Annotated in this window: 15 protein-coding genes and 1 pseudogene; 11 read left to right on the top strand and 5 right to left on the bottom strand. The window is 40.2% G+C overall.

Annotated elements, in window-relative coordinates; all coding sequences use genetic code 11:
- Window positions 1–347: 347 nt before the first annotated feature.
- Window positions 348–2,825 (bottom strand): hypothetical protein, encoded by a 2,478-nt coding sequence (locus tag AAEY57_RS14705; RefSeq protein ID WP_350608116.1) that lies wholly within the window; start codon window positions 2,823–2,825, stop codon window positions 348–350.
- Between the two features lie 65 nt (window positions 2,826–2,890).
- Here AAEY57_RS14705 and AAEY57_RS14710 point away from each other — a divergent pair, with 65 nt between their 5' ends.
- The 3 genes from AAEY57_RS14710 (at window position 2,891) to AAEY57_RS14720 (ending at window position 8,151) form a co-directional block, all read left to right on the top strand.
- Entirely contained in the window at window positions 2,891–4,639 is a 1,749-nt protein-coding gene (locus tag AAEY57_RS14710; RefSeq protein ID WP_286890636.1) for an MFS transporter, read from the top strand.
- A 4-nt stretch (window positions 4,640–4,643) separates the two neighbouring features.
- Window positions 4,644–7,013, top strand: a complete 2,370-nt coding sequence (gene ygjK, locus AAEY57_RS14715; protein WP_350608117.1) for an alpha-glucosidase — start codon at window positions 4,644–4,646, stop codon at window positions 7,011–7,013.
- A gap of 169 nt (window positions 7,014–7,182) precedes the next feature.
- Window positions 7,183–8,151: a dihydrodipicolinate synthase family protein gene (locus AAEY57_RS14720; RefSeq protein ID WP_193049892.1), complete on the top strand. Its 969-nt coding sequence runs from the start codon at window positions 7,183–7,185 to the stop codon at window positions 8,149–8,151.
- Window positions 8,152–8,226: 75 nt separating this feature from the next.
- On the opposite strand, the gene AAEY57_RS14725 is transcribed toward AAEY57_RS14720, so the two are convergent.
- Window positions 8,227–9,441, bottom strand: coding sequence for a M24 family metallopeptidase (locus AAEY57_RS14725; RefSeq protein ID WP_350608118.1), 1,215 nt, complete (start codon window positions 9,439–9,441; stop codon window positions 8,227–8,229).
- Window positions 9,442–9,483: 42 nt separating this feature from the next.
- Window positions 9,484–10,731, bottom strand: coding sequence for an NAD(P)/FAD-dependent oxidoreductase (locus AAEY57_RS14730; protein WP_350608119.1), 1,248 nt, complete (start codon window positions 10,729–10,731; stop codon window positions 9,484–9,486).
- A 266-nt stretch (window positions 10,732–10,997) separates the two neighbouring features.
- On the opposite strand from AAEY57_RS14730, the gene AAEY57_RS14735 reads away from it, so the two are divergent.
- The 8 genes and pseudogenes from AAEY57_RS14735 to lhpI all read left to right on the top strand — a co-directional run bounded on the left by AAEY57_RS14735 (window position 10,998) and on the right by lhpI (window position 21,062).
- A complete protein-coding gene (locus tag AAEY57_RS14735; protein ID WP_075593973.1) occupies window positions 10,998–11,213 on the top strand; it encodes a hypothetical protein in 216 nt (71 codons plus the stop codon).
- 3 nt (window positions 11,214–11,216) lie between these two features.
- A complete protein-coding gene (locus AAEY57_RS14740; RefSeq protein ID WP_350608120.1) occupies window positions 11,217–12,218 on the top strand; it encodes a 4-hydroxyproline epimerase in 1,002 nt (333 codons plus the stop codon).
- A gap of 13 nt (window positions 12,219–12,231) precedes the next feature.
- The gene (locus AAEY57_RS14745; RefSeq protein WP_350608121.1) at window positions 12,232–13,728 is read left to right on the top strand and encodes an aldehyde dehydrogenase (NADP(+)); all 1,497 of its coding nucleotides are present in this window, start codon (window positions 12,232–12,234) and stop codon (window positions 13,726–13,728) included.
- A 120-nt stretch (window positions 13,729–13,848) separates the two neighbouring features.
- Complete coding sequence (locus tag AAEY57_RS14750) at window positions 13,849–14,520, top strand: GntR family transcriptional regulator (protein WP_069439272.1); 672 nt, start codon at window positions 13,849–13,851, stop codon at window positions 14,518–14,520.
- Window positions 14,521–14,833: 313 nt separating this feature from the next.
- Window positions 14,834–17,820 (top strand): annotated as a pseudogene (locus AAEY57_RS14755) (TonB-dependent receptor).
- 164 nt (window positions 17,821–17,984) lie between these two features.
- On the top strand, window positions 17,985–19,031 hold the full coding sequence (locus AAEY57_RS14760) for a proline racemase family protein (RefSeq protein ID WP_350608122.1): 1,047 nt from the start codon (window positions 17,985–17,987) through the stop codon (window positions 19,029–19,031).
- Entirely contained in the window at window positions 19,028–20,113 is a 1,086-nt protein-coding gene (locus tag AAEY57_RS14765; protein ID WP_350608123.1) for a M24 family metallopeptidase, read from the top strand. The genes AAEY57_RS14760 and AAEY57_RS14765 overlap by 4 nt, the downstream gene beginning before the upstream one ends.
- Before the next feature lies 1 nt (window position 20,114).
- Window positions 20,115–21,062 carry a bifunctional Delta(1)-pyrroline-2-carboxylate/Delta(1)-piperideine-2-carboxylate reductase gene (gene lhpI / locus AAEY57_RS14770; RefSeq protein ID WP_286890655.1) on the top strand — a complete coding sequence of 316 codons (948 nt, stop codon included), beginning with the start codon at window positions 20,115–20,117 and terminating at the stop codon, window positions 21,060–21,062.
- A gap of 318 nt (window positions 21,063–21,380) precedes the next feature.
- On the opposite strand, the gene AAEY57_RS14775 is transcribed toward lhpI, so the two are convergent.
- On the bottom strand, window positions 21,381–21,644 hold the full coding sequence (locus tag AAEY57_RS14775; protein ID WP_350608124.1) for a hypothetical protein: 264 nt from the start codon (window positions 21,642–21,644) through the stop codon (window positions 21,381–21,383).
- Window positions 21,645–21,912: 268 nt separating this feature from the next.
- A complete protein-coding gene (locus AAEY57_RS14780; protein ID WP_350608125.1) occupies window positions 21,913–24,093 on the bottom strand; it encodes a TonB-dependent receptor in 2,181 nt (726 codons plus the stop codon).
- Between the last annotated feature and the right edge of the window lie 119 nt (window positions 24,094–24,212).

Below are 24,212 nucleotides of genomic sequence, written 5' to 3' on the forward strand. Positions count from 1 at the left end.
TCCGGAGCGGGAAATCGTGCAGGCTCAGGCAGCAGCATAAAACGGGAAAATCGGACAACTACCTTGAAAAACTCCGGGTGTTTTAAACTAACTATAAATTGAACTACTTGGATGTAAAGTTGATAAATAAACATTCAATTGTACTTACGTTGCAAAAGTGTCGCCAAAGCTGACAACTTCAATATTGATGAGTGCATTGAAAGGTAATTAAATTAGGCCAAAGGTGGCTGAATACCAAGAGAAAGAAAGCAACATCAACTCAGTTAACGCTGGACTAAACAATGGTAATCTAAAGAGGAGGCAAAAGCCACTTTCTTGCGAAAGTGGCTTTTGTCCTATTGTTAAGCTTAGGACAAAGTTAGCTCTTGAATAAGACGAATAGGCTCACCATCAACATTTAAAATGGCCTTTACAGAAATCTGTTGTGGTTTGTCAGTTTTTGTTACTTTGAAGGTGTATGTTTTTTGTTCATAAGGTGCTATATCAACACTTTTCTGTTGAGATTTTGCGGGGGTGGCTTGCTCGAATAATGTTGAGGTTAGAATAATGTCCCCAGTTGTTTCTCCAGAATAAGGACCAGATAAATTAAACGCTACTAACCAATGGTCTTCATGCTCTTTCGTTTTTACTACATTAAACTCAACGCCATTAAACGGGGTTACTCGTTTTGAGAGCGTAGTTTGGTGCGTTAACGACTTCCATTTGAGAGTTTGCGCAATAGTAATCTTATCAGCATTTATTTCTGTTAGCAGTGAGATATTATGTGTTCCTGAAGTCAAGTTGCGTTTGAGCTGATGAGTTTTGATTAGCTTATCAGCGCTATCTATGAGTGATACTTGTGCAGTAATTTCTAAAGAGGAACCAGTTGGATTGACCACTCTTAAAAAAGGCTTTTGTTGGTGATAATAAATATCAGATTTAACCCCGGAAAGAGTACTAAAACCAGTATTATTTAATGTGGTTATATATTGATTTTCCAAGAACTCTAGTTCAGAACTGGCTTCATCGTGCAGCTCTATAGAGGGTAATTTTGCCAAAATATTACTCAACTCAAGATCGCATTGTGGTATAAATCTCTCGTGTTGCTGGCAGGTTTTAAACACTCGGTTTAATAGAGCATAATTTTTAAAAAGCCAAGGGTTTGTAAGCGCATTCTCTGCTGTGACAGACACCAAGCGAGTGGGGGTAGGGTTAAATAAGTACGGAGTGATTTTATGGTTGTTATTTTGACCTAATAAGCTGATCTTTTCGCTGTTAAGTGTTGAAATCATTTGCTTATTCAGGGGAATAGAAAATTGTTGGGTTACTTTTTGACTGTCACTTTGAGCGTGTAAGTTAATGCTTAATTGTGCTTGCTCGAGCGTTAGGTTTATTGCAAGTTTCTTATCTGCAATTAATGCACTTTTTATCTCAGGTGTCAGGGCTATTTGCTTTGCTTTAAAGTTATCGTAGCTTTGTGCATTTATAATTAAGTGACTGCCATCTTCAATAAGCAGCATCAGTAATTGATCATCATTCACTTGCTCTTCACCAATAAAAGTGCGGCGATATTTTAGATTTTGTTGGTCACGCTTTCCTTGTAATGCTATGCCAATTTTTCCTCGATGTAATTGAGCAGCTTCGAACTCGATTAGCGCGGCCACTTGGTTTTTATTTGCTACATCAATGAGTGAACTCGGTTTTGGCGCTGGAAAGTCCATGACTGGGTGGTTGGCAGCTGAGGGGGGATTAATATCTAATCGTGATAACGCCGTTGATTGAGTATTACGTAGCCAGTAAGCGTTACTGTCTTGCTCCCAAGGCCCTGATACAATATGGAAACTAGGTTGGATATTTTCTACAAAATCAGCAAAACCTTGTTCTATTTCCGACCAATTTTTAAAAGTACTTTTAAGCAGTGAGTTAGCTGTTGAAAGTGTGGCTTCGCTGTGTGGGTTCGCTAATCTGAGCTCTTCAATAAAGTGAGCAAAGTACTGTGCCCGTTCAGGAGAGCTTAAAAGATAATGAATAATAAAAAAATTAAGTCCACGTTTTAGTGCTGGATCGTCATTTATTTCTTCAATTGTAGGTTTATTTGCGCTGTAATATTGTTTTAAACCGGTTTCAATGTAATTCATTGGGGCGCGATCAAATACCATGACGGTGAGTTGTTTTTGCTTAGGATCATAAACATGGTGAGCAATCGAATCAGCTAAACCTTCGGTGATCCAATTAGGTGCCCACGTTGAATGGCCGTTTAATGCCATATGAAAAGCATGCATGGTTTCGTGAATAACTATATAACGCTGATGGTGCTCACGGTGGCTGGGGAAATTATATCCGGCACGGTTATAAAACATGGTTTCACCACCGGCCGTTTTATGTACCCCACGTAAAAAACCATCATCAAGCATGGCTTCTCGTACACGGGAGCGACTACTACCATAAACAACTGCAATGCGTTGGCGCTCAATATTTGGGGGAGCCATACCAAATAAAGCAACATAATGTGGATATGCCATTTCAAGTAGCTCTAAGTATAGCGTGACCTTCTCTTTGGGTAGATCACTTTTTAGCGCAAAGTGCTTACTTACCCACCAGTTGTAGCCCCGACTATTTCCTATTTTGCCATCGCTGTATGTATATGGAATTGTTTTTCCTAAAAACTCAATATCGATATTATTGAGTGTGCTGGTATAGCCCTGGACGGTAATGTTTGCTTGCATTTTACTTGGGCCGCTTTTTATGTTGCCGATATCAGGTTTATTATTCGCACTAGTATTAGGCGTGGGCTGACAGGCAGTGAGTAGTAAAGTTAATAATGTGAGAGATATAATTTTTGTCATTTTAGTTGCTTTGTTTGTATATTGTATGCAATATAAAATACTGCGTTTAATTGAAAAAGTAAACTATGAATAATAACCAACAATTACAATCAGCAGCACAGCAGGAAACTGGCAAAAATAAACAAACTTGGCGTAGCTTTGGGTTAGGTTTCTACTTGGCTAATACCATGGAAATTTTTGAGCGTTTAGCTTGGTATGGCTTTTTTGCAGTATCGTCGGTGTATATGACCACACCCATTGAGCAAGGGGGGGTCGGATTTAGTGATGCAGAGCGAGGCGCCGTACAGGGGATAATTCCGTTTTTTTTATACTTATTACCTGTGATCACTGGGGCTTTTGCCGATCGCTATGGCTATAAAAAAATGTTTACATGCTCATTTGTTGTGATGACGCCAAGCTATTACTTCTTAGGTCAAGTGACTGATTTTAATTCGTTCTTTATGATTTTAATGTTAGTCGCTTTTGGTGCATCCTGCTTTAAACCTGTGGTAGTAGGCACTATTAGTCAAAATACTAACGACAGTAACCGAGGATTAGGCTTTGGTATTTTTTACACTATGGTTAATTTGGGGGGCTTCATTGGCCCGTTAGTGGCTGGGTATTTAAGGACTATTAGTTGGGATGCGGTATTTATTATGTCGGCATCTTGGATTGTTATTAATTTTATTCCATTGCTTTTTTACCGTGAGTCAAGCAGTAAACTACGTAGCAGCATAGGTGCGGCAGCGGTTTTACAGCAAGCTCAACATGTTTTGGGTAACAGCCGTTTCGCATTATTACTGTTTACCAGTGTAATTATTTTAATGACGGGGGGAGTTAGCTGGTTAACATACACTCAAGCTTTTTCACTAATTACGATTTGGTTAGCTGCGAACTGGTTATGGGATAAGTGCGTAAGCGTGCAAAAAGCGTCTAAATGGTATCTACAACCGGTGAGGGTTAGCAATCGTAGTTTTGCACTATATTTAGCAATATTAACGGGGTTTTGGACGGTATATAACCAACTTTTTTATACTCTACCTCTGTTTATACGTGACTATATAGATACTCAAGATTTAGTTGCATTCTTGAGTTACTTTGGTCAATCAGCAGTGGATTTTTTTGCTTATGTTGATATTCAAGCTTTAAGTAACAAACTGCAAACACTGGCTGCTACTCAAAGTCTAACACCAGTCAAAGAGATAAATTTAGAGGCAGTGCGTCTAGAGTTAGTCCACCTAAAAGTCAATGTTCCTGTTGCTGAAATAGCGTTATTTTTTAAACAAGCCAGTGCTTCTAGCTTTTCGGCTGAGCAAAGTATGCAAGTGGCGCAGCAGTGGCTTAAATACCGACAGGTAAACCCTGAATACCTGATTAATTTAGATTTTGCAGCTATTGTTCTGTTACAAATAATAGTAAGTGTTAAATGTCAGCATTTTAAAGTTATATCTGTCCTAATAAGCGGTTTAATTGTCACAGCAGGTGCTTTTTTAGTGTTGTTATTAATGAGTGCGGGGGTATTACTAAGCCAGTTGGGAGGTTTAGTAGTGGTAACGGTTATATTATTAATTGCTTTTGGTGAAATGCTCACCTCACCAAAAAGCCAAGAGTATGTTGCCAGCATAGCTCCAAAAGGCAGTGCTGCGATGTTTATGGGTTATTACTTTGTGTCTATGGCATTAGGCTTTTTATTTGCTGGATTTTTGTCTGGGTGGAGCTACGGCTACTTGGTCAAAGAGATAAAGTCACCTGAAATCATGTGGTTATTATTTGCAGGCATTGCACTAGCTACTGGGTTTGGTTTTTATTTATTAGCGCGATACAAAAAGGACTAAATAAATGATTTTTAAAAATCTGTTTATTTTAATCACCGTGCTTTTAATCAGTCATTGTAAGGCTGCTGCTAGTGAGGTGGTTAATTATAAGAACTTAATAAATAGAACCGGCAGCCCATATTATATGCAGGAATTTGAGCAAGGCGATCATCAACGTTTTAGCCCTCTTTTTGATTTAGGCGCATGGCATGGACATTTGCTACCAACAGATGAAAACGCCGGCGCGTTCACCGGGCCTGCTATTGTTACTGAGGAGTATTTAAATTTTATAGCACCTTATTTAGAAAAGCTGACTGTTTATAAAGGCCAGAAAATTGACGAGGCCAATAAAGTGAAACTAGCAATGCGGGCTTACAGCTTACCCGGCGCGTTAGTGCAAGAGCTGAGCGGTGACGGGGTAAACATAATACTTACTTTGCGCTTTGTGACAAATCGCACTTCATTAGTTAAAACACAGATCAAAACCACAGAGCCTATTACATTACATTTTGCAGGACAGCTTATAAAACATTTACGTGCTAACAATGGCGCTGAAAGAGAGGGGCGTTCGCCATTTGTGGTTTATCCGGAATTAAATCCCCAATGGCAAGTCACCAACAATAGTATTGCGATTAGTTTTGGCAAAGTAAGGGCGCATGGACACCTTCTCACCTCGGGGAGTTCACAGTTATTGCTTAAAAAAACGTTAGCGGTTAAAACACGTCATGACGACCTAAGTTACTCAAGCACAACGCACATAAAAAACAATCATACATTCTACACAAGCTATTCATATTTATTAAATAATCAAGAAGCGGTACGTGAAAAAGAGGTTATTGATAAAATTTTAAAGCAACCCGAACATCATTTATCACTTAGTAAATTACGTTGGCAAGAGTATATAAATAAAGCCACACAGCCAATTAGTAACAAGCAACCAGCTCTACAAAAACTTGCAGTAAAAAGTGTTGAAACGTTAATTGGAAATTGGCGCAGTAAAGCTGGTGCAGTAGGTTTTGATACCGTTAGTCCAGCCGTGACCGGTCGCTGGTTTTCAGGTAATCAAACTTGGCCTTGGGATAGCTACAAGCAGGCATATGCACTGGTAACATTTAATCCAGAGCTTGCTAAACAAAATTTGAATGCTGTGTTTGAGCATCAAATAACGCCAAACGATGCTGTCAGGCCATGGGATGCTGGATTTATACCTGACTTAGTGGCCTATAATTTTAGTGCAAAACGCGGTGGGGACGGCACAAATTGGAATGAGCGTAATACTAAGCCAAGCTTGGCAGCTTGGGCTGTGTGGCAGGTGTTTGAAAATACAGGCGATACTCAGTGGCTCGCGCACATATACCCTAAACTAGTTGCTTATCGTGAATGGTGGCTACGCAATCGTGATCATAATAAAAACGGTGTGCCAGAGTATGGTGCCACTGTTGATAAAGCTCATAATACTCGTGACGGCAAGTTATTATTTAAAGTAAAAACCTCGGCAGGTTGGCGAACAAGAAGTGGCTTAAAAAACTATAGGACTTACCTAAGCGATGAAGCAACCTTAGAAATTAAAGTTCCGGCACAAACAGCCGCATCTTGGGAATCTGGTCGTGATGATGCTGCTGTGTTTGGTTTTATAAATAATCAACAGTTAAATCGTTATATAAAAAACGGCGGGATTCGTGGTGACTGGCACGTTGGTTTTGCAGAAAATCGTAATGATACAGGTACATTAGTTGGGTATTCATTATTGCAAGAATCTGTGGATCAAGCCTCTTATATGGCTGCTGATAACCGTTATTTAAGTAAAATAGCGAAGCAGCTTAAGTTACCGCACCAAGCAAGTTACTTTTTAAGGCAAGCCGCTCGGTTAAGGGATTATATCAATCGGTGCATGTTTGATAAAAATACAGGCTTCTACTACGACATTGAAATAGCAGATACCCCCTTAGCGAATGATTGCGCTGGGAGGTCTTTAGTAAAAAGAGGCAAAGGTCCTGAAGGGTGGTCACCGTTGTTTAATCAAGTAGCGAGTATGGAACAGGCCAGTGATGTGGTAAAAACAATGCTTGATAACAATGAGTTTAATACTTACGTTCCGCTTGGCAGTGCTGCGCTGACTAATCCGGCTTTCGGTGCGGATATCTATTGGCGTGGACGAGTATGGATTGATCAAGCTTACTTTGGGTTAGTAGGTATGAGTCATTACGGTTATTGCAAACAAGCTCAACAATTAAGTGAAAAGCTATTAAATCATGCCAATGGTTTGCTTTCTAATGCGCCAATACGTGAGAATTATAATCCGCTTAATGGTGAGCAACAAGGAGCGCCTAACTTTTCATGGAGCGCAGCACATTTATTACTAATTGCTCAAAAGCAAGGTAAATGGTGCCAATAATTGGCACTATTTAATTCAGTTCACCAGACTAATCACACTAAGGGATAAATTAATCACCACTGCTTAAGCTTCACAAATTACAAGAGAACTAACACAAATAGAATATTGTATACAATATTCTATTTGTGTTAATATTTATAGGAGTTACCTTTAAGCAACAGGAAATATGATGAAAACAACGAACACAGATTGGCGCTTTTCAGTTATGCCGGCCGTATTCACATGGCTAAAAGAGTCTGAATCTGGATCATTTGAAATAGACTTTGATACAACAAAGAAATACGCTGCAGAAATTTTAAAAGTGCAAGGGAAAGGCGGTAGTAGAATGGGGGGGCTTGTTGGCTCAGGCACATTAGGTGAAAATAGTTATCTAAGTGTTGATCAGCGTCTTTCTTTACTTGAAGCTCTTTCTGATGTTGCAAAAGAATATGGTGTCCCACTGATCAGTGGCGCAGCGGCAGAAACGAAAGAAGAAATCGCTGAAATTGTAAAGCAACTAGCATCTGTTGGCGTAGATACCGTTATGGTTATGCCGCCAAAAACCAAAGAAGCACCTAGTGATGAAGACATGTATGCGTATTATGCGCTTTGTGCAACAGCCGCAAAAGAGGCGGGGATCACTATTATGCCTTATAATAACCCTGATGCAGCGGGCTATCATGCACTGTCAACAGAGCTTCTTAAAAAACTTGCTGCGCTTCCAGAAGTTACTGCACTAAAAATATCAACGTCAGACGTTTCAATCATTGAGACGATAATGTTAGAAAACAAAGATGCTAAAATTTTGGCAGGTGTAGACACAGTCACTGTGCATGCCGGACTAGCAGGAGCATGTGGCGGGATCACAGGTGTAGGTTGTATCTTTCCAAAAGCGAGTGTGACGATGCAGGAGTATGTAAATAAAGGGGAATGGGCTGAGGCTAACAAAATTTCTCAGGCTATGAATTCCATCTCTTACTTGGATGCTCAACCGCTACTTATGGAGTACCTTAAGTGCGCATTTGGAATTCATCATGACGATAAGGATGGTGGACTTCGTACCTTCGGTAATAAATTAACTCAACAGCAAATTGATGACGTTTGTGCAAGATATCTTTTAGCTAGAGAGAGACTCAAAGCTTTGGACTTGTTAAACTAATTCGTTTTCTAGTTCTTTCAAGTACTAATTAGCTGCACGGTAAGCATTCGCCGTGCAGCAATGAGTATATTTATCTTATAACCCAAATGGGTTTTCGAGGCTATGAGCGGGTTCAGTGAACCACTTTGGACCATTTTCAGTAATATAAAAGTGATCCTCTAAACGCACACCAAATTCACCAGGTACAACGAGCATTGGCTCATTACTAAAGCACATACCAGCGGCTAGAGGTGTTTTGTCACCGCCGACCAAATAAGGCCATTCATGGATGTCTAAGCCTATGCCATGCCCGGTACGGTGTGGGCAGCCAGGAGTTTGATACTTAGGTCCAAGGCCTTGCTCAGCTAAGTAAGAGCGGGCAGCGTGGTCGACACTTTCACAGCTTTGACCTATTTGAGCTGCATCAAAAGCGGCCATTTGTGCGGCTTTTTCATAATTCCAAAACTGTCGTTGGCGGTCCGTAGCTTCACCAAATACGTAAGTGCGTGTAATATCTGATAAGTAGTCGTGTACTTTACAGCCAGTATCAATTAAAACCATATCTCCTTTTTTAAGAATCTGTGGTTCTTTGACACCATGAGGAAATGATGTCGCGAGGCCAAACAAAACTATGCAAAAGTAGTTACCTGGCGCGCCAACTTTTTGGTGGGCTTGTTTAATAAATTCTTCTACCTCAGTCGTGCTTATACCCTCATATAGCATACTGGCAGTGGCCTGATGAACTTTTAAGGTCATATCCATCGCGCGTTGTATTAGCTTTAGTTCGTTTGCTGATTTATGCATGCGACAATGAGCAGTAACAGGCTGTGCATTAACGAGGTTTAAGCCTGTTTGCGCTTTATTTATGCCATCGAAAATGAAAAACTGCGCGCTTTCGTCAATCCCGATAGTACCATTAGAGGAAATACCTAACTCGGTTAGTATTTTTAAAAATAATAGGTATGGATTTTCATGCTCAAGCCAGCCGTGAATAGGGCCATCTATTACTTTAAATCCATTTAGTGAGCCTATCTCAAAGTCGGGTGCTATGTAATGCACTTCGCCCTTAGCGGGTAAAATAGCACCGACCATGCGCTCACTTGCGTACCAGCGCATACCCGTAAAGTAAGTAAGGTTAGTCCCTGCATTTAAGTAAATGGCATCAATATTATTGGCTTGCATATACTCTTGAGCACGGGCAATACGGGCTAGATGCTCATCAGCTTGAATGGGAATTAAATCGCGAGTCATATTGGAAAGACTAGCAAGTGCTTGTTCTTTCGTTTGAGTACTAATACCTTTGGGCATCATTAGGTTCTCCTATGTATTTGTTTAATTATAATTTTTAAAGAATTAGCGCATAAACCGGTTTATAGAATATGGCTCTAAATTTATGGAGGGGGCTTTATTGAGACACAAATCTGTAATTAACTCGGCAGTTATGGCTCCTTGTGTCAACCCTAAATGCTGATGACCAAAGGCAAAGTACAGGTTATTGTGATTGGGGGCTTGGCCTATTATAGGTAATGAGTCAGGCAATGATGGCCTACAGCCCATCCATGTAGTCGTGGCACTAAGAGGCTGGCTAGCTAATAACGCTTGTGCATGGGGCAGTAAAGCTAATGCACGCTTATTGTTAGCCTTTCTATTTATACCCGCAAACTCCACTGTGCCTGCCACTCTTAACCCTTGACTCATCGGGGTCATGATAAGACTCCGTTCAGCAGAAGCTACGGGCCGTGTTAGGCCATGGTTAATATTAACCATACAGTGGTAACCGCGCTCTGTATCTAAAGGTGCTGTGTATCCAAGCGGCTCGATGAGAGAGACACTCCAAGCACCCGCTGCGATCACGACTTTATCGAAATTGAGACTATCTTGTTCATCACTCACCATAAAACCTTTACTTTTAGGCGTGATAGCAACTACTTTCTGTTGACGAAATTGCCCTTTTAATAAACTGAACTTTTGCGCTAATTGGATACAAAATAAATGTGGTTCAATACTATGAGCAACGTCTTCAAATAATAAAGCGTGACTTATTTTATCGGATAAACTGGGCTCTAGAGCATGTACTTGCTTTGTATCAAGTAGCTTTACTTTAATTCCTTGCGCTTGATACATAGCCAAGGTGCGCTGCACATCAACCAATGGGGTTTTTTCAAAGGTAAGTAAACTCCCTTGTTTAGTAAGCAGGTGGTCCAGTTGATAGTTTGCTAATAATCTTTCATAAGCATGAATTGCATGTTCATTTAAGGCTTTGAGAGCGTGTGTATGTGCAATAAATCTGGCTCTAGGCATATTTTTAATAAACTGCCAAAACCAAGGAAGAGCTTTTATTGCATAGCGCCAATCAATGCGCAATGGTCCTAATGGGTTAAAAAGCATAGCAGGTAATTTTTTTAATAATGCTACCTGCGCTAGAGGAAATACCTGTTCGGTGGCAAAGTGCCCAGCATTACCTTTTGAGCAGCCTTGCGCTAGGCCATTTTCATCGTATAGCGTCACTGCAAAGCCAGCTTGTTGTAACTGTAAAGCTGTGCAAATACCAATTACACCGGCACCGATCACGGCGACTCTTTGAGTTCTTGTATTGGTCAAAATTACCTTCCCCTGATGATAAAAGTAAAACGCTATACGTTTTTTAAAAAATAAATCGATATTGTATTTACTGACAAGTAGTAAGAAAAAACTCTACAAGCTCTTTCTAACTCATTTTAGTTATAACTTTCAATTAGTTATGTGTAATTTGTTATTTATGATCTTTTAAGGGTGTGTACCTATAAATTTAATATTAAAATAGGATATTGATTATTGTATACAATATACCTATCATATCAAGCATAAATTCAGTTCGGAATAGGCAAATGAAAATCAATTGGCATGGCATAAACCCAGCAATGGCCGCTCAGTTTAATAGTGATGAGTTAGTTAGCTCTACATGGCAACTAGTTGGCAGCGCTATAGTAAAAGCTATAGCAGATTTTAAACTACTGGTTGTAAATGAAAAAACTTCTTCATCAACGCTTAACGATACTGCGAAAGCGTATTGTGTTGATGTAAATAAACCTAAATTGGATTAAGTGATGCGCAAAGGAACATTTTTTTGTATAGATGGCCATACTTGCGGTAACCCTGTGCGGCTTATAACAAGTGGCCACCCTCTGTTACAGGGAAATACCATGAGCGAAAAGCGCCAGGACTTTTTAGCTAACCATGACTGGATCCGTCAAGCGCTCATGTTTGAGCCCAGAGGTCACGATATGATGTCGGGCGGTTTTTTATACCCACCTACTAGCGAAGATGGTGATGCAGCCATTTTATTTGTAGAAACTTCCGGCTGCTTACCTATGTGTGGTCACGGTACAATGGGTATTGTTACCTTCGCCTTAGAGCATGGTTTGCTACATGCTAAAACCCCCGGTACTTTAAAACTGGATACGCCAGCAGGACGAGTTCAGGTCAATTATGAAATGACTGGTGGTAAAGTGCAGTGGGTTAAAATTTACAATGTGCCTGCTTATTTAGCGCATCAGTCTATATGTATCAATATTCCAGAGTTGGGCGAATTAAAGGTTGATATCGCCTTTGGTGGTAACTTTTATATTATTGTTGAACCACAGGGCAACTTTAAAGGTATTGAACATTTTAGTGCAGGGCAATTACTCAAATACAGCCCATTAGTGCGTGATGCTATTAATGCCAAAATACAATGTATCCATCCGCTCGACTCTACCGTTCAAGGTGCTAGCCATGTGTTATGGACTGGCTCACCCAAAAATTCCAACTCAGATGCGGCTAATGCGGTTTTTTATGGAGATAAAGCCATTGACCGCTCACCATGCGGAACAGGCACTAGCGCCCGCATGGCTCAGTTGTTTAGTAAAGGCTTATTGCAACAAGGCGATGCATTTATTCATGAAAGTTATATTGGCAGCCAGTTTATTGGCTGTATAGAGCAGGTGTCTGAAGTGGCAGGTCAAACTGCTATTTTACCTAGCATTCGCGGCTGGTCTCGGGTAACCGGAACGAGCACTATTACAGTAGATGACGACGACCCATATGCCTATGGGTTTCAAGTAATTTAACGAGGAGAAAAGCATGACATTAACAGGACAAAGCCTAATTGCCGGACAATGGCAAGGTCGCGCTGAGCAAGGTGAATTTCAAGCCTTTTCACCGGCTAAAAATCAACCATTATCGACACGCTACTTTAATGTAACGAGTACTCAGTTAAATACGGCAGTTGATGCTGCTGATAATGCTTTTATCGAGTACAGAAAAACGAGTTTTAGTCAGCGTGCAGATTTTTTAGAGTGTATTGCAGAGCAAATTTTAGCACTTGGCGATGATTTACTAACGCAAACCGCGCAAGAAACCAATTTACCTATGGCACGCTTACAAGGTGAGCGAATGCGTACGGTTAATCAGTTAAAAGCATTTGCCAGTGCACTGCGTGAAAACCCAGATTCACCACTAGGTTTAAAGCTGCTTGATGAAGCTGATAGTAATCGCTCGCCACTACCTAAACCTCGTACAGAGCTTAATTACTTACCTCTTGGGCCGGTAGCTGTATTTGGTGCGTCTAATTTTCCGTATGCATTTTCAACACTCGGGGGGGATACCGCCGCCGCACTTGCAGCAGGCTGCCCAGTGGTTGTTAAAAATCATACTGCGCATCCAGGCACAGGGGAGCTAATGGCTCGTGCAGCGCTTGCTGCGATAAAAGAATGTGATATGCCGCTAGGTGTATTTTCAGTGCTGCAAAGTGATGTTTACGATATTTCGCATCAATTAGTCGCAGCTCCGGCCATTAAAGCAGTCGGTTTTACTGGGTCGTTAAATGTGGCTAACTTACTGCAAGCTACTATAGCGAAACGCCAAGAACCAATTCCATTTTATGGTGAGCTAGGTAGCATAAACCCACAAATAGTTTTACCCAATAAAGCGCAAAATGAAGGTAAAGCTATGGCTGAAGCTCTTTGCCAATCAATGCTAATGGGTAATGGCCAATTTTGTACCAGTCCTGGCTTATGGCTGGTACCAACGGGCTGTGATGAATTAGAAGCCGAGGTAGCCAACTGCATTAGTGCAGCCGCCTCAGATACTTTATTAACCCCAGGTATTGTGAAGACCTTTAAAAAGCAAGTTAGCCAGCGCAGTGAGCTCGAAAACGTAGAGCTTATTGCAAAAGGGGAACTCACAGAAGACTTTCATGGTAATGCCCACGTATTTGCATGTAATGTTGATACTTATTTAGCAACTCCAATGTTACGTGAAGAAGTATTTGGCCCAGCCGCTTTATTGGTTCGTTATGAAAGCATGGAGCAGTTAAGCTTACTAGTAGCAGCGCTTGAAGGGCAGCTTACGGCAAGTGTGCATGACAGCGCTGATGATTTAGCTAAAGCTGAACACGTTATAGAAGAGCTGAAATACAAAGTAGGGCGTTTAATACACAATCAAATGCCAACCGGCGTAGAAGTATGTGGCTCAATGAACCATGGTGGACCTTTTCCAAGCTCCACAGATGTTCGCAGCACTTCTGTTGGGTTAAATGCAATGTTGAGATTTTTGCGACCAATTTGCTATCAGTCTTAGTTAATTGTAGCGGGAGTGGAAATTGCATTTCCCGCTATCTCTTTATTATGAAGGATTCTAACTTGGCATGCGTGTTTTCATAGGTATAATGCATATTAAATGCAATTTATAGAAATTACTATGGCCATAGAACATAAAACTCGAACTCAGCTTGTTGCAGAAGCTATCCGCGAAAAAATTCTTTCAGGTGAAATCAAAGCGGGAGATCCATTACGTCAAGCAGCATTAGCCACTGAGCTAAACGTAAGTCGGATTCCAGTACGTGAAGCTTTGCTTCAACTCGAAGCTGAAGGGTTAGTCAACTTTGAAGCTCATAAAGGTGCGACTGCTACACAGCTTTCGGCATCTCAAATTGATGAGATTTTTGATTTAAGAGCATTGCTCGAAGCGGAACTACTAAAACATTCGATAAATAATTTAACTGATCAGGATTTAATTGATGCAGAATTAATTTTAGCTGAGCTTGAAAGCGCTATGGACGCTGGCGATACTCATTTAGCTACTGGAGATTTAAACAGTCAGTTTCATGCTAAATTATACAGCCGCGCCGCGCGCCCACAAACCCGTGAGCTGGTTGATATGTATAGTAAAAACTCTGAGCGCTATGTACGTATGCATATTTTATTGGCAGGTGGTTTAACAAAAGCTCCTGAAGAGCACCGTACTTTACTTGAGTTATGCAGAAAAAAAGACTGTCAAAATGCCTGTGAATTTCTAAAAAATCATATTGTTAAAGCTAAAAACGATATAAAAAAATTACTAATAAAATTAGAAGGTGAAAAAAGTAATTAAAAAATATACCTAGCAACTAGTACAGGCTATTAAACTCTAATTTATAACTTTAGGCATCGCTTTTGCTTTCCAGCAGCAATAATACAGAAGTGATGCCTTCCCTCCCTTTTTATTATTCCAATTAGCACCATAAATAGATCCTTTCTGTTGGGTCGAAAGTTCATAAGAATTTTTCACTAATAAGATCAGTTGCTTAAAGATGAATATGAATTATGTGTATATTTAATATTATATACAATATGTAATGGGTGTATATTTTTTGTCGTCTAAGTTAAATAGGCAATAAAACCAACAGGAACAAGGGAACATTCACATGTTTACAAATAATAAAAAGCAAACTCGGGGAATAGGCATTAAATCGCTGTTAGCAACGGCGGTAACAGCTGCATTAATAATGACTCCTACAGCAAAAGCAGTTGATGGTAGTAGCATTGTTAAAGGTCATGTAGTGGCACAAGCTGGCAACGATTTAACCGGGGCTACAATAACTTTAAAACATAAAAGTAAAGGCTTAGTGTATACCATTACTAGTAATAATGATGGTGACTATTTACTGCGCAATGTGCCAGTTGGTACATATGATGTCACTATAAGTAAAGAAGGCTTTGAGCCGTTAGTTGAAGAAAATGTCGCTGTGACGATTGGGCAATCCATTATTCTCGATGCACAATTATATAAAGCCGGTAGCGATATTGAGCGCATTGCTGTTACGGGATTCGCCGTGTTGATATGGCCTCATCTACTTCGGGTTTAACATTCAGTGATGCTGAATTAAAAGCAATGCCAGTAAACACAGGGTTTGAAAGTATCGCTTTACTAGCTCCAGGCACTGCCGCTCCGGGCAGCGCAAATTTTAATGGTGCGTCGAGCTTTGGTGGTTCATCAGCAGCTGAAAATGGTTATTACTTTAATGGCTTAAACGTAACCAGTATTCGTACAGGTCTGGGCTCAATTCGCTTGCCATGGGAAGCTATTTCACAAACGCAAGTGAAAACAGGGGGGGTTAGTCCTGAATTTGGTGGAGCACTTGGCGGTATTGTTAATGCGGTGTCTAAATCGGGCGATAATGATTTTAACTTCGGGGCAGAAGTACGTTGGGATCCTGATAGTTTACGTAGCCAGCACGATTCTATTTATCAAGAAAATGGCACAATTAGCACCAATACACAGCAAAGTAGTTACGACTTTAAAGAACTGCAGTTATGGGCTAGTGGTGCAATCATCGAAGATACCCTGTTTTTTTATGGCTTATTCGCACCTCGCCGTGAAGAGTCTACAGGCGCAGGGCAAACAACTTTTTCTGACTTTGAGCGTGATGAAGACCGCTGGTTCACAAAAGTAGATTGGTTTATAAACGAAGATCACTCTGTGGGTTTTTCAGCGATGAACAATAAGCGCACCTGGACTGATAAAACCTTTGCTTACAGCTGGCAAGAGAATGTGATTGGAGAGCAACAAGGTGTGGATGCGCCTGGGGAAGATGGCGGTAAAGTATATAGCTTAAATTATAATGGCTACCTAACTGATGCTTTTTCAGTTTCAGCTGCCGTTGGCCGAGTGACAGAAAACGTTGAAAATGTGGTCGCATCACCAAACCCAGGTGTTTGGGATGAGCGTGATGGCTTTGTCACTTTGAGTCAACATACAAATTCATCGGTGACAGAACAAGAATTCACGCGCGACCAAGCAAGAATTGATTTCAACTGGGATTTAGATATGCACTCAATCCAGTTTGGTATTGATTATACTAATGTAAAAGTGGACTACTTTGAAGGCCAAAACGGCATTGGTGATGCAGAGGGCTGGTGGACGGTCAAGACTGCCGGTGAAAATGATGTATCAGGTGCACCTTTGGGAAGTGATTTTATAGAAAGACGAGTTCGAAGTCGCGAAGTCGATTCAGATACAACTTCACTCGCTTTTTACATCAATGACTCATGGCAAGCAACCGATAGTTTAGTGCTTAACATGGGGCTACGTTATAGCCAGTTTGAAAACACAGTATCAGATGGGCGTGCCTTTGTTGATATCGATAATCAAATAGCACCGCGTTTACAAGCAATTTATGATGTGTCAGGTGACGGCAGCGCTAAAATTTTTGCTACGTATGGACGCTATTTTCAACCAGTATCTGCGAACATGAATATCACCCAAGGATCAGCTTCAATTGAATGGTTTGAGTATTTTGAGTTAGATGAATTAGACGCAAACGGTGCACCAAGTTTGATGGCTGATGGCTCACCAAGTAGAGGAGATATGCTACGAGATAGGCGTTGGCGTCAGCGTGGTATTACTGAACCAGGGTTGATTGCTTCATCTTCATTAAAACCAATGTACAGTGATGAATTTACTATCGGTTATCAGCAAGAAGTGTTCGATACTATGTCAGCGGGTGTACGCGCGATTTATCGTGATCTTGGACGCAGTGTTGAAGACACTGATGTCGGCCCGGTATTAGCTAAAAAACTGGCTGAAATGGGCATTACCGATAACGTGGGTCAAGGCTCTTATTATGTACTGAATAACCCAGGTGAAGCTATTCAAATGTCATATGATTTTGACGGTGATGGCCAGGTTGATGAGGTTAATTTAAGTGCTGATGAACTTGCTTTACCAGAGGCGCAGCGAAAGTATTTAGCGCTTGAGCTTACCTTGGATGGTAATGTGACGGATGATTTACGCATTAACACCTCATATACCTGGTCACATAGTTATGGTAATACCGAAGGGCTAGTGAAAACGGATAATGATCAAGCTGACCCAGGCTGGACAACCTCTTATGACTACGGTGACTTGATGGATTACGGCTATGGTAATTTACCTAACGACCACCGCCATGCTCTTAAATTTAGCGGCGCCTACAATATTACTGAAGCATTGACTGTTGGCCTTGTTGCCCGCACTACGTCAGGCCGTCCCAAAAGTTATTTCTCAGTTCATCCAGCGGGCGTAGATAGCTGTGCAGAGGGAAATCCTTGGGATGCGTGTATTAGCCAATATTATGATCAAGCATCACATTACGATGAAAATGGTAATCCAGCTCCTCGTGGTAGCAAAGGAAACCTACCTTGGTTAACGAATGTCGATATGTCATTGACCTACTACACGGACTTTTTTGGTACCGATATGACTTTAAAAGGCACCGTCTATAACTTATTCGATGGTGATAGTGCAATGTCAATCGATGAAGAACGTGCACAGTACGGTGATAATGGTTTAGAACTGAACCCAGACTATGGGCTAGTGACGGGGCGTCAAGTCGCGCGTTATGTGTCTTTAGTGGCGCGTATAGAGTTTTAACTCCCTGGTAAAACAGCTGTTTGAAAACAGCGGACTAAGCTATTTATCTTAGGGTAATTTAGTGTGTTGTTTTGATGTTTAAGCACATGCTCATTTGAGCCATACAGCCTTAATGCTAAGCAGGAAACTGCTTGGCATTTTTCGTATAAATTTTAAGGTTAACTATGACGAACAGTTTATATTTTCATTGGCAACAGCCTACAGGTGATTGGCTGCAAGTGCACACTCTTGATATGCACACGGGCGGTGAACCTTTACGCATAATCATTGATGGATTTGCTGAACTACAAGGGCAAACCATGATTGAAAAGCGCGCTGATTGCCTAACAAGATTTGATCACCTACGTAAAGCACTGATGTTTGAACCCCGAGGTCATGCTGATATGTATGGCGCGGTGATCACAAAACCTGAACGTAAAGATAGCCATTTTGGCGTACTGTTTTTACATAATGAAGGCTATAGCACAATGTGTGGTCACGCTATTATTGCGCTTGCCACAGCAGCCAAAGATAGCAGTATTAGCAACTTTATTGAGGGCATTAATGAGTTACGTATAGATACACCAGCAGGGCTTATCAAGGCATATATTACTCTTCGAGATAACCAACTAATAAGTGTTTGTTTTGATAATGTTGCTAGTTATGCAGAAAAGCTTGATATGCCAATTGAAATTCCTCTGTTTGGTGCCGTCAATTGTGATATTGCTTATGGCGGTGCTTATTATGCTTTTGTAGATGCTGATACTTTGGATGTGAGTTTAGCGCCCAACAATCATGAACAAATTATTAGCTTAGGAAAAATTATTAAGCAGCATGTTAATAGCCACTACCAACCAAAACACCCGACAGATGATGCGTTGAGCTTTTTATATGGGGTGATTTTCTATTCAAATTCACAAAAAAGTCATTCTGCATTTAGCCGCCATGTCTGCATTTTTGCTGAGGGCGAATTAGATCGCAGCCCAACTGGTACCGGTGTGAGTGCCAGAGCTGCATTAGAGTTTGCAAAAGGCAGGCTTAAATTAGGACAGCAAATAAGAATAGAGAGTATTTTAGGCTCTGTATTTTCAGTTGAGCTAAAATCGCAACGCATGTTAGCTGATACCCATGCAGTAATACCTAGAGTGAGTGGTGAAGCATTTGTTACTGGTAAACATACTTTTTTAATTGATCCAAATGATCCCCTAAAGCAAGGATTTATATTTCGATGAAAAATCAATTTATCTCTCGCCAACAATTACTAAAGCAGGCATTAAAAAAAAATGGGTTAACAGCGCTACTCGTATTAGGCCATGAAAATATTCGTTACTTAAGTGGCTTTAGCGGTAATGCTGCTTACGCGTTAATAACTGCGGAGGAAAGTGTACTGATAACCGATTATCGCTATTTTGGCCGAGCTCAAGCAGAGTCTATTGGCTTTGAGGTTGTCAGCCGTGATCGTGATAGTGAAACATTAGGTCAGTGCATAAATCGTTTTTTAACGACTAATAGTCAATTAGGTTTTGATGCCGCTTTTATTGATGTTGCGCTTTGGCAGCAAGTGGCAAGTGAGTTAACTAGTCATACAGTTACACAAGTTACCGGTATGGTTGAACGTTTACGCATGGTTAAAAATGATTGGGAAGTCGAGCAAATAAAAGCGGCTGCGGCCATTGCTGACGAAGCGCTTAGACAAACATTACCCTATTTTAAAGAAGGTGTAACAGAGCGAGACCTAGCGCTGGAACTTGAATTCAAAATGCAAAAACTAGGCTCTGAAGGAATGTCGTTTGCCACTATTTTAATGTTTGGAGAGCGTTGTGCACTGCCTCATGGCAGCCCGAGTGAACGTACTCTATCTAAAGGTGATTTTATTACTCTTGACTTTGGCGCAGTGGTGAATGGTTACCGCTCTGATATGACTCGCAGTTATGTACTTGGTAAAGCTTCAAAGAAACAATCAGCAATCTATCAAAGCGTAAGCAATGCTCAGCAAGCAGCGATCAACCTACTCAAAGCAGGTGTTGACTGTCTAGACTTACAAAATATCTCACAGCAAGTACTCGATGACTCTGGTTTTGGTAAATGGGCAGGGCAAGGGTTGGGCCATGGAGTTGGCTTGTTTTTACATGAGTTGCCCTTTATTAATAAAAATTGCCGTCATGTATTAGAGGCAGGTAATGTGATCACGATTGAACCTGGTATTTACATTCCGAATTTTGGTGGTGTGCGAATAGAAGACGATATTTTAATAACTCAAAATGGTTATGAAGTATTAACCCACGCCCCTAAGCCGTTCGAATTGGAGGGTTAGGATGAAAGTAATAGATCAAACGCAAATTGATGACTCCCTAGATTTTGACTCGCTTCGTATTGCTCTACAGAAAGGGTTTGCTCAACAGTTTTCTATGCCTAGGCGTAACGTGTATGAGTTAGATCAAACAGACACAAACCATGATGCATTTGCCGTATTACCAGCATGGAATAAGCAGGTAATTGGGGTTAAGGCATTTACCTATTTTCCAAGTAATACTGACAGTGAGTATGCGTCACTTTATTCAAAAATAATGCTGTTCTCGCGCGCTCATGGTGAACCGCTTGCACTTGTTGATGGTACACGTGTCACGTTCTGGCGAACGGGTGTTGTATCTGCTTTGGCAAGTTACTATTTATCGCGAAAAGATAGCCAGCATTTAGTCTTTTTTGGTAGCGGTAATTTAGCTGAGTATATGATTCGAGCACACTTGAGTGTGCGCAACTTTAAACGGGTAACGTTAATAGGACGTAATCAAGATAAAGTTGCTGCTTTACACAATAGCTTACAGCGCGCATTTACTGATATTGAGTTTGTACTCGGACAAAGCTGTGAAAAAGTTATTAATAGTGCCGATGTAATCAGCTGCGCAACGGGCTCACCAATACCATTATTTAGTGGCTATTGGTTAAAGCCTGGTACGCATGTTGATCTGATTGGTAATCATCGGTGTGACTCGCGCGAATGCGACACTGTTACTATAACGCAAAGCAAGGTATATGTTGATAGCAGGGTGAATGTTCTTGCTGAGGCTGGTGAGCTGTTAATTCCTATCTCTGAAGGAGCTTTTGATGCAGCTAATATATCCGGCGAGCTTGCGGAGCTAGCTAAAAAAAATAACTATGAGAGAGAATGTGAATCCGATATAACAGTATTTAAGTCTGTTGGCACAGCGTTAAGTGATCTTATAACTGCACATTATATTTATAAGTCATTAAAAAATGAGTAGCTTATTACTTTTATTACTAGGACTTTGTTTTGTTATGTTGAGCTTACTAACATTTATAAGATGGCTCAGGATTCGTTATGATAAGCACCATTGGCGAGTTTGTGAAATTGTAAACATTAACAATGTAATTGATAATAACGTGCGCAATTTAGAGCTTTTGCACTACAGGAAGATATTAGTCAGCTATAAATTCAAAGGTAATTTTTATAGTGTTTTTGTTGCTTTTGATCAGCAGCTTATAGCCCAGTTTAAAAATGGGATTGATTGTACAATTTTAATTGATTCTAACAATCCTAATGTCACTTATCTTAATAGTAATTATTGGGTGAAGTACTGCGGAGTTTGGTTTTTTTCGGGCACTATTTTTATAGCTTTAAGTTTCTTAATCCACATCTGAATTGGGTATAATAAGGTAAGCGATATAAACTGCCAGCCATTTTCTACTTCATGGTTACCTGTCTCAACGGGTAATTTATAGCATACGGCATTGATTAGTGGGGCACTTTGAAGCGTTTCATTCAAAGTAGCTGTTGCTTCTACAAGTGAATTTAAGAGGTTTTCTATTTGTTTAATTAAAGCCATTACTATCCCGCCAATCTATACCATCATACTAAATCACATTTAACCTCAGCAGCAGAGTTGGTAACTGCGAGTATTTTTATCTCTTTTTTGATTTAATTTTTTTGAGATTTTATCCCTTCTTCAGTTTCATAGCTAAAAGGTACAATAATGGCTTTATCAAATACCTAAACGCGTTAATTCGAAACGACATTTAACGTAAAACCATAGTATCTAATGTAAAAAGCCGCTAAATAAGCGGCTTTTTACATGATAATGCGTAAACTTTTAATTAAAAGTTATAACGCACTTTTACGCCATATTGGCGAGGTTCACCATAAGTGTTACTTGTATTACCGCTATCGGTACGTGAGCCATCTAAATTTCGGCCAGCGGTGATATAAGTAGCATAACGTTCATCTAGCATGTTAGTGCCGTATAATGAAACTTCCCATTTATCATCAAATGTCATCAACGAAACTCGTAAGTTAAGTAATGAATATGAGTCTGACTGGAATTTTTCTTCGTTGTTACTTTTAAAGTAAACACCGTCACGCCAAGCATAATCGCCTCTAAAAACTACATAGCCAACATCGGCCATTTCAGTGGTATATTGCGCGCCTAATGAATAGGTTAAATTTGGCGTGTTAGGTAACTCGTTGCCAGCAAAATCTACACCTTCCCCCTGTGGAAAGTAGTCAAATTCGGCATTAGTATAAGTAACCACCAAATTAACATCAAAATTATTACTTACACGAGCAACAAACTCACCTTCAATACCTTGAATAGTGGCTTCACCTGCGTTTGTTGTGGTTGAAATGCCACTATCATCATCGTATTCAACAACCTGCAAATTAGTGTAATCATATAAAAACAAACCAACATTGGCACGTAAACGATTATCCAACAAGGTTGATTTTATACCTGTTTCATAGCTCCACAAGTCTTCTTGTTCAAATGAAGTGCCATCACCAATTTGAAAACCGCCCGATTTAAAGCCATTAGTTGCTGAGGCATAAATCATAATATCATCAGCTAAGTCATAATCTAAGGCAAAACGCGGTGTCCATGCACTCCAACTGTCATCAGGTGTTCCTGTGTCATCAAGGCCGCCATTAACATTAGTAACATAACCATAATTTTTACTTTCATAACTATAGCGTAAACCAAATGTGGCTCTTAATTTAGGGTTAACATCATAGGTCATTTGGCCAAAAGCCGCATAAGCTTCGGTAACATTTTCTTCGGTAATTTCAATGGCCAAACCATCAGTTAAAAGATCAATACCCCCGCTGCCATCTTCTTTTAAATAAAATAGGCCAGTGATCCAATCTAAACCATCAGGTGTGGTATTTGATAATTGAAACTCTTGAGTAAATGATTCTGAGGCTTCAAGAAAATTGATGTTAAATACCGTAAATTCAGTGGCGTCAGCATCAGTTTTTTGATCAAAATCACTTTCACGATATGAGCTAATCGACTTTATGGTGTAATCATCGCCAGTCCATGTCAACGTTGATGAAAGCCCCCATACTTCAACGTCTGTTTTAGGTTTATAGTTTAGCGCTATATCGTAGTCATCTTTTGGTATTGCCGCACCCGCGTCAACATAATCTTGGGTATAACCACCGCGTTGGCTAATATAGCCAGTACCGCCATCGTTGTTGTAATCGCCTCTTAAAACGATTTCTAATTTATCAGATAAATCAATAGCAAGCGTACCACGACCAGCAAAGGTATCTTCATCTTGGTATTCTTCACCCGTTAGCATATCTTTGTAGATACCATCACGGCTATTTTTTAATAGCGTTATTCTTCCGCGACTATTGTCAGTTAAACCGCCAGAGAATGTACCTGTTAGTGTTTGTTTATTATAACTGCCAAGTGTTAAACCAACGGTTCCTTCAACTTCATCTGTGGGCGCTTTAGAAATAATATTTAGAGCACCACCAACAGAATTTCGACCAAATAAAACCCCTTGTGGACCACGAAGCAATTCTAAGCGTTCAACATCGAACATATCTTGATAACCCGTGGTTGGTCTTGGTTGATAAATTCCGTCAATATAAATAGTTGAGCTTGGATCAGTGGCGACACCAAAAGCGGTTGTGCCAACACCACGAATATTAACAATTGCCTGAGAATCATTAGTAATTGTTATACCTGGAGCGAAAAACTGAAAATCGTCCATGTTGGTGATACCTATTTGATCCAAAACATCGCCTGAAAAAGCGGTAACACTAATAGGAGTTGACTGAATACTCGCTTCACGTTTTTGCGCCGTGATTTGAATCGTTTCAAAAAGGGTATCTTTTCTAGCCACTTTTTCTTCTGTTTGTTGCGCTGTTTTAGTTTCCGTCTGATCGTTGTCGCTGTTTACTTGAGCTTCAGCAGCAAAACTTTGCCCCGATGATAAAGCCATAGCTAAAGTAAGGGCACTTAGCGGGTAGATAGTTTTTAACTTATATTTCATTCGACTATTCCTTTCATTAATTTTTATTATTTATTATTTATTACTCAAGTTTCGGGATTCAAACCCAATAATAAAAGCCAAATAACATGATGATTTAAAAGAAGTTGATGTCTCATTGT

Source organism: Pseudoalteromonas sp. MER144-MNA-CIBAN-0113, from assembly GCF_040308965.1.
In the GTDB taxonomy this organism is placed as follows: domain Bacteria; phylum Pseudomonadota; class Gammaproteobacteria; order Enterobacterales; family Alteromonadaceae; genus Pseudoalteromonas; species Pseudoalteromonas tetraodonis.